General features: G+C 58.6%; 13 protein-coding genes. 7 read left to right on the top strand and 6 right to left on the bottom strand.

All coding sequences use genetic code 11. The features are described from left to right. Window position 1: 1 nt before the first annotated feature. The 3 genes from SJY32_RS12785 to leuC form a co-directional block, all read right to left on the bottom strand. Window positions 2–862, bottom strand: a complete 861-nt coding sequence (locus tag SJY32_RS12785) for a hypothetical protein (RefSeq protein WP_376875928.1) — start codon at window positions 860–862, stop codon at window positions 2–4. Between the two features lie 304 nt (window positions 863–1166). Beyond that, window positions 1167–1772 (bottom strand): 3-isopropylmalate dehydratase small subunit, encoded by a 606-nt coding sequence (gene leuD / locus SJY32_RS12780; RefSeq protein ID WP_376875925.1) that lies wholly within the window; start codon window positions 1770–1772, stop codon window positions 1167–1169. Window positions 1773–1784: 12 nt separating this feature from the next. After that, on the bottom strand, window positions 1785–3194 hold the full coding sequence (gene leuC / locus SJY32_RS12775; RefSeq protein WP_376875922.1) for a 3-isopropylmalate dehydratase large subunit: 1410 nt from the start codon (window positions 3192–3194) through the stop codon (window positions 1785–1787). 32 nt (window positions 3195–3226) lie between these two features. Here leuC and SJY32_RS12770 point away from each other — a divergent pair, with 32 nt between their 5' ends. The 7 genes from SJY32_RS12770 (at window position 3227) to SJY32_RS12740 (ending at window position 9205) form a co-directional block, all read left to right on the top strand. Continuing rightward, window positions 3227–3451, top strand: a complete 225-nt coding sequence (locus tag SJY32_RS12770; protein WP_376875919.1) for a hypothetical protein — start codon at window positions 3227–3229, stop codon at window positions 3449–3451. Window positions 3452–3646: 195 nt separating this feature from the next. Continuing rightward, window positions 3647–4027: a ribosome silencing factor gene (gene rsfS, locus SJY32_RS12765; RefSeq protein WP_376875916.1), complete on the top strand. Its 381-nt coding sequence runs from the start codon at window positions 3647–3649 to the stop codon at window positions 4025–4027. A 17-nt stretch (window positions 4028–4044) separates the two neighbouring features. Next, complete coding sequence (gene rlmH, locus SJY32_RS12760; protein ID WP_376875913.1) at window positions 4045–4515, top strand: 23S rRNA (pseudouridine(1915)-N(3))-methyltransferase RlmH; 471 nt, start codon at window positions 4045–4047, stop codon at window positions 4513–4515. An 80-nt stretch (window positions 4516–4595) separates the two neighbouring features. Next, the gene (gpmI, locus tag SJY32_RS12755; RefSeq protein WP_376875910.1) at window positions 4596–6116 is read left to right on the top strand and encodes a 2,3-bisphosphoglycerate-independent phosphoglycerate mutase; all 1521 of its coding nucleotides are present in this window, start codon (window positions 4596–4598) and stop codon (window positions 6114–6116) included. Beyond that, on the top strand, window positions 6113–7276 hold the full coding sequence (locus SJY32_RS12750; RefSeq protein WP_376875907.1) for a murein hydrolase activator EnvC family protein: 1164 nt from the start codon (window positions 6113–6115) through the stop codon (window positions 7274–7276). Before gpmI ends, SJY32_RS12750 begins: the two co-directional genes overlap by 4 nt. Before the next feature lie 3 nt (window positions 7277–7279). Next, on the top strand, window positions 7280–8659 hold the full coding sequence (locus SJY32_RS12745) for a S41 family peptidase (protein WP_376875904.1): 1380 nt from the start codon (window positions 7280–7282) through the stop codon (window positions 8657–8659). 63 nt (window positions 8660–8722) lie between these two features. After that, window positions 8723–9205: an RNA pyrophosphohydrolase gene (locus tag SJY32_RS12740; RefSeq protein ID WP_376875901.1), complete on the top strand. Its 483-nt coding sequence runs from the start codon at window positions 8723–8725 to the stop codon at window positions 9203–9205. Window positions 9206–9265: 60 nt separating this feature from the next. Here the strand turns inward: SJY32_RS12740 and nadC are convergent, their stop codons facing one another. From nadC to nadA, 3 genes are read right to left on the bottom strand one after another with little or no spacing between them, the layout of a single operon-like run. Next, a complete protein-coding gene (nadC, locus tag SJY32_RS12735) occupies window positions 9266–10117 on the bottom strand; it encodes a carboxylating nicotinate-nucleotide diphosphorylase (RefSeq protein ID WP_376875898.1) in 852 nt (283 codons plus the stop codon). Further along, a complete protein-coding gene (locus SJY32_RS12730; protein WP_376875895.1) occupies window positions 10118–11674 on the bottom strand; it encodes an L-aspartate oxidase in 1557 nt (518 codons plus the stop codon). Further along, a complete protein-coding gene (gene nadA / locus SJY32_RS12725) occupies window positions 11671–12714 on the bottom strand; it encodes a quinolinate synthase NadA (RefSeq protein ID WP_376875892.1) in 1044 nt (347 codons plus the stop codon). Before nadA ends, SJY32_RS12730 begins: the two co-directional genes overlap by 4 nt. Window positions 12715–12724 lie beyond the last annotated feature (10 nt).

Genomic DNA, 12724 nt, shown 5'->3' with positions numbered 1-12724 from the left:
GTTACACTCGACTAAGGTTTGGTCTGGCGGGCGCGGTGTATTCGGCGGCGTCGGAGGCTGTGTTCACGCGCCGTCTCTCGTCGATCATCGCGGCGATCCGGTTCATCGCGATGCCGCGCATAAACAAGGACGCCGGTAGGAACGCCCACGCTGTCACCGTCCAGATCATCGTCTGCGGCGAGGTCAATGCGACGGGGGTAAACAGCGTCGAAATCAGTTTTAGCGCCGGCGGAATCAGGAACGGCAGGAACACTCCAAGCGCCGCATTCAGCCACGCATCGCGGCGCAAACGATCAACAACATCGCCGCCCGCAGTCGGATCGAAGGTGGGAAGGTTGACCCACACATTAAAGCCACTGTTCGAGTTCGGCCACCCCATCGTGCGTAGGATCACAATGAAGAACCCGAGAGTGAGAAGAGAAATGAGGTAGGCAATTCCGGCCGCTGTGCGGACCTGTTCGATATGATGTGCGGAGCTGTCATTTGGGAGCATCAGGACCAAAAACCGCACCGGCGAATACGGGAAATCGATTGATCTCGCCAGCGCGCTGCCAAGAACTTGTACGAACTGGGTGAGGGTGGTCTCAGTCGTATCCGCCAAAATCACCACCGATATCAGAAGCACGGTCGCGAAAAGTGAAACAAACCTGATCCGGTTAAAGGGCGGCGCATCCCGAAACTCTACGAGGCCAGGATAGACCGAGGCATATTCGAAAAAGGTCAACACAGCGGCAAACACGGCGACCAAAGCCACGATTTGGGTGGCATCATTCGACACGCCCGGCAACAAAAGCGCCGGTGTCGTGATCATCAAAACCACTAAAATGGCGCGCACGAACGCCCCTGTCAGTCGTTGAAACACTGACTCTATCCTCTGCCTCGAATGGTTCCGATACGATGCCGGAGCCTTATTCATTGTGTCCCGCCTCGTTGGACGGCCTGCCTTATTCTTGCCATGATTTTGCCCGCTTCGGCATCCGCTGGCAATATATCCTTAAGAGAGACAGCAAAATTCGGGCATTTTCTCGATAGAACTGGTGCGAGATTGCATCAAAACTCGGCAAAAAAAGTGCCACCGCGAAGTTTTCTTCGCGGTGGCACCATATCTTGTAGCGCTGCGTCTGATGGGGCCTAAGGCCCCTCACGCGGCGGTTTCACGCCTGTCTTTAAACCCAAGGGCGAGCTTGACCGAGCGTCGCCTCAAACGTGTCGATCTGGGAAGCTTTCGCCATCGTGAGGCCAATATCGTCGAGGCCTTCGATGAGGCAATGCTTTTTGAAGCTGTCCACCTCAAACGGGAATTCCTGCCCGTCGGAGGTCGTCACAACTTGTGCGACGAGGTCAACTGTCATGCGCGCGTTTGCCCCTTTGCGTGCATCTTCCATCAACGTATCAACCACGTCTTGTGGCATCACGATCGGCAGAATGCCGTTCTTGAAGCAGTTGTTGAAGAAGATGTCCGCGAAGGATGTCGAGATGACACAACGAATGCCGAAATCCTTGATCGCCCAAGGCGCATGTTCGCGCGACGAGCCACAACCGAAGTTGTCGCCCGCGATAAGGATCTCCGCGCCGCGATAGGCGGCTTGGTTCAGAACGAAATCGGGGATCTCGTTTCCTTGGCGATCGTAGCGCATCTCGTCAAACAGGTTCACGCCGAGACCCGACCGCTTGATCGTTTTTAGGAACACTTTCGGGATGATCATATCCGTATCGATGTTCACGAGCGGCATTGGCGCCGCGACACCGGTGATTTTCTCAAACTTTTCCATCACTGGCTCTCCTTACATCAAATCGCGAACATCGGTCAGATGACCGGTGATCGCCGCTGCCGCGGCCATGCCGGGGGATACGAGGTGGGTGCGGCCTTTGTAGCCCTGACGACCCTCAAAGTTGCGGTTCGAGGTAGAGGCGCAACGCTCGCCCTCGGCCAACTGATCGGGGTTCATCGCGAGACACATCGAGCACCCCGCCAGACGCCATTCAAAACCGGCATCCTTGAAGATCTGCGCGAGGCCTTCTTCTTCTGCCTGCGCGCGCACAAGGCCGGAGCCCGGCACAACCATCGCCCGCATCCCGTCCTTGATCTTCTTACCTTTGAGAATCGCGGCGGCTGCGCGCAGATCCTCGATCCGACCATTGGTGCACGATCCGATAAACACGGTATCGATTTTGATGTCGGTCAGCTTCTGGCCAACTTCGAGGCCCATGTATTCGATCGCGCGCTTAACGGCCTCTACTTTGCCGCCTTTGAACGACTCGGGCGATGGAACGACGGAATTGATCGGCAGGACGTCCTCGGGCGAGGTGCCCCAGGTCACAACCGGTTCAATCTCTTCGCCTTTCAGCGTCACAACCTTATCGAAATGCGCGCCCTCATCGGTGAACAGGGTTTTCCACCAGCTCAAAGCGGCCTCAAATTGCGCGCCTTTCGGGGCGTGCGGGCGGCCTTTAACATAGGCAAACGTGGTTTCATCCGGCGCGATCAGGCCCGCGCGCGCGCCGCCTTCAATCGCCATGTTGCAAACCGTCATCCGGCCTTCCATCGACAGATCGCGGATCGCTTCACCGCAATATTCAATGACATAGCCGGTGCCGCCAGCGGTGCCGGTCTCGCCGATCACCGCCATGGTGATATCTTTCGCGGTCACACCCGGGCGCAGCTTGCCGGTGATTTCCACTTTCATGTTCTTCGATTTCTTCTGGATCAGCGTTTGCGTTGCCAGAACATGTTCCACTTCCGACGTGCCGATCCCATGCGCCAGCGCGCCGAATGCGCCGTGGGTTGCGGTGTGGCTATCGCCGCAAACGACGGTCATGCCCGGAAGGGTCCAACCCTGCTCGGGGCCGACGATATGCACGATGCCTTGGCGAACATCCGACACGGGGTAGTAATGAATACCGAAATCTTTGGCGTTCTTGTCGAGGGCTTCGACTTGAATGCGGCTTTCCTCATTCGCGATGACGCCAGACACGCGGTCAAGCGTGGTCGGGACGTTATGATCGGGAACAGCGATGGTGCGCTCGGGCGCGCGGACTTTGCGGCCGGACATCCGAAGCCCCTCAAACGCTTGCGGCGAGGTCACTTCATGCACAAGGTGGCGATCGATGTAGAGCAGGCTGGTGCCGTCGGCATCTTCGGAAACGAGATGGGCATCCCAAATTTTGTCGTACAGTGTCTTTGGAGCGGACATGGCTCTCTCTCTTTATAAGATAGCTGATGATGTTGATCGACAAAAAGGCGCAAAAATGCGCCCGCGCATCAAAGTCGCGCCAGAACCGAAAGGCTCTCGCCGTAAAAGCGCTCGCGGAGGCGCGCGCGGTCACCGATGTTCATAAAGTTGATCATGGCGGTGATATAAGCCTTTCTCCCCTTACAGGCAAGGGCGCAGTCAGGCGCGGGCGCTCGGCAACAGAACGCGACGAATATTGCCTGATCAAGGTCGTTTAAGTATGCTGGCCTTGACATTTGGGCCAATCTCAACGACCGGAGGGGATAAATCCGCAACCCGGTCGTTGAGATTCGACGACTCGGGTGTTAGCTTATTGGTAAGCCCAGCGTCGGGGCGGATGCGACGTGCAACTCTTGGAGGACAATGTCCTGTCTCATCCCACTCCCGCAGCATCTGCTGCAAAGGCGGCCGACATGAACGATTCTGATGTCATGCAGCCCACAAGCGACGAAGTGCTCGCCCGTGTTCTCGCCTCTCTCGAAGATGACAAAGCCGAGGAGATCGTTTCGATCGATCTACGCGGCCGCTCTGCTATTGCCGATCACATGGTGATCTGTTCGGGGCGCTCGTCTCGTCAGGTTGGCGCGATCGCTGAAAAGCTCATGGAGCGCGTTAAGGAAGACTTCGGCCGCTTTTGCCGCGTCGAAGGTAAAGAACAAGGCGATTGGGTCTTGGTCGATACGAATGATGTCATCGTTCACATTTTCCGCCCTGAAGTGCGCGAGTTCTATCAACTCGAAAAGATGTGGATGCCCAATTCCAGTGAAATCTTCGGCGCACCGCGCGAAGATTGATCGGATAGGTTCGGACAATGCGTGTGACGATCTGCGCCGTGGGGCGTTTGCGCAAAAGTCCCGAGCTTGAATTGGTCAACGACTATCTAGACCGTTTCGGGAAAGCCGGGCGAGGCATAGGCCTTGGCCCGGCTTCGATCGTTGAGGTCGAGGATAAAAAGAATCTCGGGATGGAGGCAGAGGCCGCCCTGATCGAGCGCGCCCTGCCATCTGGCGCTGTTGTGGTGACGCTGGATGAGCGCGGAAGCGTGATGTCTTCACCCGAGTTCGCAGATAAAATCGCAAGTTGGCGTGATACAGGGCGATCTGAACTCGCCTTTATTATCGGCGGCGCGGATGGGATTGCCCCCTCCTTGCGGGCAAAAGCGGATTTCTCGATCTCGTTCGGGCGTATGGTCTGGCCGCATATGCTGGTGCGGGTGATGTTGTCTGAGCAAATTTACCGCGCGGGGCAAATTCTCGCCGGTACGCCCTATCACCGCGTCTGAACGGGGCGATCCTGTCTCTGCAGGTTGCCGTTGCACAGCGCGCGGCGTAAGACAGGGGCAACGCATTGCAGGAGGCTTTGATGACCCGTCCGAAACCCGTTGTTCTGTGCATTCTTGATGGTTGGGGCGAGCGCTCCGAGCGCGAGGGTAATGCGCCCTTGCTAGCGCATACGCCAAACCTCGATAAGATTTGGTCAACCTGCCCTAAAGCAACCTTGATCACGCATGGGCCGGATGTTGGCCTGCCGACAGGGCAAATGGGTAACTCTGAGGTCGGTCACACCAATATCGGCGCGGGCCGCGTCGTTGCTATGGATCTCGGGGCGATCGATCTTGCCATTGAGAACGGCTCGTTCTTCGAGAACGAAGCGTTGCAAGGTTTCATTGCGAGATTAAAGGCATCGGGCGGCACGGCCCATTTGATGGGGGTCGCGTCGGATGGCGGCGTTCATGGGCATATCGCGCATGTTCTGGCGGCGTGCAAGGCGGTCGCTGATGCTGGTGTGCCTGTTGTTTTGCACGCGATCACAGACGGTCGCGATGTCGCTCCCGATAGCGCCAAGGGGTTTGTGTCGGAACTCGCGGCGAAGTTACCTGCGGGATGCGCCATCGGAACGGTGATCGGTCGCTACTGGGCGATGGACCGCGATAACCGTTGGGAACGTGTGTCGCGTGCTTTCAATGCGATGGTGAATGCGCAAGGCGAACATGCGCCGGACGCGGTTCTTGCTGTTGAGACCTCGTACAACAAGAATGAGATGGACGAATTTATCGCTCCGACGGTTATCGGCGGGTATAAGGGCGCGAAGGACGGCGACGGTTTCTTCTGCTTGAATTTCCGTGCCGACCGCGCGCGGGAAATCCTCGCCGCGCTTGGCCAGCCAGGCTTCGAGGGTTTCGAGACAGGCGCCCGCCCGCATTGGGCCGCAATGCTGGGTATGGTCGAATATTCGAAATCCCATAGTGATTACATGATGACGGCATATCCCAAGCGCGAATTGAAAAATACGCTCGGAGAATGGGTTGCCAAACAAGGACTGACGCAATTCCGATTGGCTGAGACCGAAAAGTATCCGCATGTGACCTTCTTCTTGAACGGCGGCAAAGAGGTTCCGGAGGCGGGCGAAGATCGCTTTATGCCATTGTCCCCCAAGGTTGCGACCTATGATCTACAGCCGGAGATGTCCGCGCCCGAGGTCACGCAAAAATTCGTCGAGGCGATCGAGCATGGCTACGATCTAATCGTGGTGAACTTCGCGAACCCCGACATGGTGGGCCACACCGGGTCCCTGCCTGCGGCGATCGCCGCTTGTGAGGAAATTGATCGCGATATGGGGATGGTTCTGGCCGCGCTCGAAAAGGCAGGCGGTGCGATGATTGTGACGGCCGACCACGGTAATTGCGAGGTGATGATCGATCCCGTCACCGGCGGGCCGCATACGGCGCATACGACAAATCTCGTCCCTGTCGGCCTCGTGGGTGGGCCTGCGGGCGTCCGTTTGCGTGCCGGGCGTCTAGCGGATCTTGCCCCGACATTGCTTGATCTGATGGGCCTGCCCAAGCCTGACGAAATGACGGGCGAGACACTGATTCAACGATGACCAGCCGCTTTATCCTCTCGTTAACTCTTTCACTGGGTTTGGGTTTTGCCTCGGCGGGGCCAGTGGTGGCACAAGATGTGAGCGAAACCGCATTGCGCGCCGCCGATGATTTGCGCGTAGCAGTCGAGGCGTTGCAAGTCGCGCAGACAGCAGAGAGCCGCGTAAGCGCCCTGACGGAAACGATCACCGCCTATGAAAAGGGGTTGGGGGCGTTGCGCGACGGGTTGCGCCGTGCAGCCATACGAGAGGATGAGATCAAGGGGCGGTTCGATTCAAAGCGCGCGTATCTTGGGCAATTGCTTGCCGTGATGTCGACGATGGAGCGGTCGGAGGGGCCGCTTTTGCTTTTGCATCCCTCGGGCCCTGAAGGGTCAGCTCGATCGGCCATGGTCTTGTCCGAGGTCACGCCGGCTCTGCAGGCTGAGGCCGAAAAGTTGCGCGTGGATCTCGAGGAGATCGCAAGCTTGCGCGCGCTGCAACAAAATGCGGCCAACACGTTGCGGGATGGTTTGGCGTCCGTGCAATCGGCCCGCACGTCGCTGTCGCAAGCCGTTGCAGATCGGTCAAAACTACCGGAGCGTTATCTGGAAGACCCCGAGGAGCTACGTGCCTTGGTTGAAAGCGCAGATACAATGGAGGGCTTCGCCACGGGCTTGGCGGATCTCGATGTGGATATCGGCGCGCCGATGGAGGATTTTGTCGGCGCGAAGGGGACGCTGCATCTCCCAGTGATGGGGACGCTTCTGCGCCGCGCAGGTGAGGCGGATGCCGCGGGCATTCGCCGCCCCGGTATGATCTTTGCGACAGGGCCCGCAGCGCTCGTGACGACACCTTGGCCGGCGACCATTCGATACCGCGGTCCTTTGCTAGACTACGGAAACGTGATGATCCTTGAGCCGGAAGAGGGCTATCTTCTGGTGCTGGCGGGTTTAGGAACGGTTTATGGGGAAACGGGAGACGTGCTCTCCAAGGGCGATCCGATTGGTTTGATGAGCGGATCAGAGCCCGCAGCAGAGGAATTCGGCGCAGAATTTGTCGCCGCCGCCCGAGAAGGCTCTGGCGCGGCGCGCAGCGAGACGCTTTATATGGAACTCAGACTGGGCGGGAAGCCCGTGGACCCCAGATCGTGGTTCATCGAGACGAAGGATAACCAAGGGTAGACGATGAAAAAATTTGCAATCGCTGCACTCGGCGGCACCGTGGCTGGCCTGCTGATGACAACGCAATTCGCAGGGCCGCTGATCGCGCAAGAGGTCGACAAGCCCGCTAATGTCTATCAACAGCTCGATCTGTTCGGTGACGTGTTCGAGCGCATCCGCGCCGATTACGTTGAAGAAGTCGATGAAAGCAAACTGATCGAGGCGGCGATCAACGGGATGTTGACCTCGCTTGACCCCCATTCGTCCTTCATGAACGCGACAGATTACACCGACATGCGTACGCAAACGCGCGGCTCCTTCGGCGGTCTTGGGATCGAAGTGACGCAAGAGGACGGGTTTGTGAAGGTCGTCACGCCGATGGATGGCACCCCAGCTGACTCCGCAGGGGTTGAAGCGGGTGATTTCATCACGCATGTCGACGGCGAAAGCTTGCTCGGCTTGCAGCTTGATGCAGCGGTGGAGTTGATGCGCGGCGAAGTTGGTTCGGAAATCGTGATCACCGTGGTGCGCGAGGGTGAACCAGAGCCGTTCGACATCTCGATCATCCGCGATACGATCAAAATGACGGCCGTGCGTGGCCGCACCGAGGGCGATGTGGTCGTCTTGCGGATCACCACGTTTAACGATCAGACCTTCCCGAACCTTGAGGAAAACCTCACCAAAGCGGTGGAGGAACTCGGCGGGATGGAGAATGTCACCGGCTTCGTAATTGATTTGCGTAACAATCCAGGTGGCCTGCTAAATCAAGCTGTTATGGTTTCCGATGCGTTCTTGGAAAGCGGTGAGATCGTTTCGACGCGTGGTCGCAATCCTGATCAGGCTGAACGCTTCAATGCGGAAGCGGGCGATCTGGCGCAAGGCAAACCCATGGTGGTTCTGGTCAACGGTGGCTCGGCCTCTGCGGCGGAAATCGTGACGGGCGCCCTGCAAGATCATCATCGCGCAATCGTTGTCGGTACGCGGTCATTCGGCAAGGGCTCCGTGCAGACAGTGATGCCGGTGGGCAATGGGGATGGCGGGATGCGTTTGACGACGGCGCGCTACTACACGCCTTCGGGTCGCTCCATTCAAGCTTTGGGGATCGCGCCTGATATCATCGTTGAGCAGCCGCGCTCTGCGCCGGTGGCGGAAGATGAAGCGGATGCGGAAGAGGCATCCATCGCTCAGCGCTCACGGTCCGAGGCGGATCTGCGCGGTGCGATTAGCAACGACTCGATGACCGAAGATGAAAAGCAGCAAGCTGTCGAAGAGCTTGAGAAGGCCGAAGCCGTGGCGAAGCTGCGCGAAAGCGATTATCAACTCGCCTATGCGATTGATATTCTCAAAGGCCTTTCGGTTCTCAAGCCCGGTGAGGCGCAAGAAGATCAAGCATCTGCGAACTAATCAGCATCGCAAAAAAAGACCAAGGGCGCCTTCGGGCGCTCTTTTTTCCAAGAGAGCTACGCCATGACACCGCAAGAAATCGAGAAGATGCCCTACCGCCCCTGTGTGGGGATTGTATTGGTTAATCAGGACGGAAAGATCTTTGCCGGTCTGCGCCTCGATAACCCGACCCCTGCGTGGCAAATGCCGCAAGGTGGGATTGACGATGGCGAGAAGCCTAAGGAGGCCGCGCTGCGCGAACTCTGGGAGGAGACGGGCGTCACATCCGATCTCGTCGAGATTATTGCGAAGACCGACGACTGGATCACCTATGATTTGCCGACGGAGATGATCGGCAAGATTTGGAAGGGGCGCTATCGTGGTCAGAAACAAAAGTGGTTTTTGATGCGCTATAGCGGCACGGATGCGCAGGTCAACATCGCGAGCGAGCACCCCGAGTTTTCACAATGGGCTTGGAAAGAGGCTGACGAGATTATCGCGTCGATCGTTCCGTTCAAGCGCGCTGTGTATGAGGATGTGATCGGGCGCTTCCGCGAACATATTTGATCGCGCCGCCCAAGCAACGATGTTACAGGCGCGCGGCCACGAAAATGGCCGCGCGTTTTCTTAGAAATCCAGCCCCAGATCGAGCGTACGGGCGGAATGCGTCAATGCACCGGAGGAAATATAATCCACGCCGGTGGCCGCGACCTCCGCAATCCGGTCGAGTTTCATGTTTCCGGAGGCTTCAAGCGTGGCGCGGCCCGCGTTGAGCTTTACCGCCTCAATCAGTGTTGGGGTTGTCATGTTGTCCAGCAAGATGACATCCGCTCCGCCAATCGCGAGCGCTTCTTCCAGCTGATCAATCCGGTCCACCTCAAGCTCGATCCGCATCATGTGGCTGCGGGCGGCTTTTGCGGCGTGCAGAACGGCGGATATGCCCCCGGCTGCAACGATATGATTATCCTTGATCAGGATCGCATCTGACAAACCATAGCGATGATTGTGCCCCCCGCCATGCGTCACCGCGAGCTTTTCAACAGCGCGCAATCCGGGCGTCGTCTTGCGCGTGCAGGTAATCCGCGTGGATGTGCCCTGCGTTTGCGCAACGAAACCTGCAGTTAGGGTCGCGATCCCTGTCATCCGGCCCGCGAAGTTGAGGGCAACACGCTCGCCCATCAGGATCGACGCGGCCGCGCCTTCAATCGTCATCAATATATCGCCGGCCTTACAGGGCTGGCCATCATATATATGTGTCTGAATGACGAGCGATGCATCGACCATCCGAAACGCCATCGCGGCAATTTGCATTCCCGAGACCACGCCCGCCTCGCGCGCATTCAGCCGCGCCTCATAACGGACGCCCTGTGGTACGACGGCGCGCGTCGTAGCATCGCCCATAGGGGCGAGATCTTCGGTTAACGCCATCCGGACGAGGGGTTCCAGCAGAAAGTCTGGCAAGGAATTTGGCTGGGACATTTAGGCCTCCGTCGGGTTGGCGCGCAGCGCAAGCGCCTCGGCAAGTGTGATAGTAGAGCGCATGGCGAGCGTTGGGTCTGCCTGCGGGTAATCCGTGCGGAAATGGCCACCACGGCTCTCGCGGCGCGCAAGAGCGCTGGCCGCAATTAAAGTCGCGGTCGCGGTCATGTTCAGCATCGCATTGGACGCGGGTGCCATTTTCTCGATCCGCTCGATTTCCCGCAGAGCAAAGCGCAAGCCTTCGGCATCGCGCATGACGCCGACGTGGTTTGTCATCACGCGGCGAAGTTGCGCGACGGCCTCCTCATCGACGACCTCATTGCCCGATGAGAACGTCAGCGCGACGGGGTCTGCCCGCAGTTGATCGGGGAGGGCGGCCTCAATCCCGAGGGCGCAAATACGCGCGTAGACCAAGGCTTCCAGAAGCCCGTTTGACGCCAGACGATTAGCGCCGTGCAAGCCTGTGGAAGACGCCTCGCCGCACACCCAAAGATTGCCCAGAGACGCCCGCCCGAGGGCATCTGTCGTGATGCCGCCCATGTGGTAATGCGCGGCTGGTGCGACGGGGATTGTGTCGGCGACAGGGTCGATGCCGGCGGATTTGCATGCCTCGGCGACGGCGGGGAATTTCGTTATTACCTCCGCGCCAATTGTTGCGCGCGTGTCGAGCATCGGACGGCGGCCCGCCTGATGCTCCGCGAAAATCGCACGGGCTACGATATCGCGCGGGGCGAGTTCCGCATCGGGGTGAACCGCCAACATAAAGCGTTCACCTGCATTATTAATCAGCGTCGCACCTTCGCCGCGCAAAGCCTCCGTCGCCAAGGGGGCAGGGTCTTCACCGATATCCATCGCGGTCGGGTGGAATTGCACGAATTCTGCATCGGATATCTGGGCACCTGCGCGTGCCGCCATGCCGATCACTTGGCCACGGATGCGGGGCGGATTGGTCGTGACAGCGTAAAGTCCGCCGGACCCACCACCCGCGAGAAGTATCGCTGGCGCGCTCAACAAGCGACGATCGGAGGGCCGATCCGCAGCCTCGAGCCAGACGCCTCTCACAATCCCGTCCTCAACCTCTAGGCCGGACGCAAGCACGCCTTCCGCCACTTGGACGGAGGGCGTCTCGCGCACGGCGCCAATTAGGGCCTGCATTATTTCGCGCCCCGCTTGATCGCCTTTGACTCGGACAACGCGAGGTTTTGAGTGTGCCGCTTCGCGCGACATCACGTAGCCCCCTTGCGTATCGCGATCAAACGGCGTCCCCAGATCGGTGAGATCGAGGATATGTGCCTTCGCCTCTGCCGTGACCATTCGCGCGATGGTCGGATCGACGGTGCCCGCGCCGGCGGTCATCGTATCCAAGGCATGCGCTTCGGCGCTATCGGAGGCAGACATCGCGGCCGCGACACCGCCCTGCGCCCAAGCAGAGGATGCACCAACGCCTAAAACTTCTGGCGAGATAACGAGAACAGGGCGCGGCGCCAGTTTCAGCGCCGCGTAAAGCGCGCCCAAACCCGCGCCGACGATTACAACGCGGTCAGTGGAGGTGGTCATTTGGCGGACAACTCGATCATACGCTCAACTGCGAGGCGCGCTTTCTCCGAGACGACAGGATCGACAGTCACTTCCTGACCCATCGTATGCAGCGACCAGAGAATTTTCTCCAATGTGATCTTCTTCATGAACGGGCACATGTTGCAGGGCCCGACGAAATCCACCTCTGGATGCACATCCGCGATATTTGATGCCATTGAGCATTCCGTCACCAAAAGCGCCTTCGCAGGTTTCTCGGCGGCGACATAATCGATGATCCCTTTGGTCGAGCCCGAGAAGTCCGCCTCGGCGACGACATCGGGCGGGCATTCGGGATGCGCAATGATCCGTGTGTCGGGCTGCCATTCGCGGAACTCCCGCAGATCCTTCGCGGTAAAGCGCTCGTGTACGATGCAAGAGCCTTCCCACCAGACGATGGTCTTTTCGGGCACTTGGTTCGCCACATTCTGCGCGAGATATTGATCCGGTGTCATGATCACCACGTCGCTGTCCATTGCGCGGACAATCTGCGCAGCGTTGGACGATGTGCAGCAAACATCGGACGCGGCTTTCACTTCGGCTGTCGTATTCACGTAACTGACCACCGGCGCACCGGGGTATTTTGCACGCATCTGGGCGATATTCTCGGCGTTGATGCTTTCGGCTAGCGAACAGCCCGCATCCATATCAGGGATCAAAACCGTTTTCGCAGGATTGAGGATCTTGGACGTCTCCGCCATGAAATGCACACCGCATTGCACGATCACATCCGCCTCGACGCGCGTAGCCTCGATCGCGAGCTGAAGACTATCCCCGACGACATCTGCGACACCGTGGAAAATTTCCGGCGTCATGTAGTTGTGCGCAAGGATCGCGGCGTTGCGCTTTTTCTTCAAATCGTTGATCGCCACGACATAAGGCGCGTAGCGCACCCAATCGGCGTAAGGCACGACTCGGTCCATCTTGGCATGAATGTCGCGCGTAGCCTCCGCAAGTTCAGCGGACGGCGCCAAGTCATAAGACGCGGCCAAAGTTGCGCGAAGTGTCAGCATATCCAGCATGGGTTTCCCT

This window comes from Albirhodobacter sp. R86504 (assembly GCF_042466415.1).
In the GTDB taxonomy this organism is placed as follows: domain Bacteria; phylum Pseudomonadota; class Alphaproteobacteria; order Rhodobacterales; family Rhodobacteraceae; genus Albirhodobacter.
The sequence above is the reverse complement of the archived record's forward strand: the minus strand, read 5'-3'. Positions and strand labels throughout refer to the sequence as shown.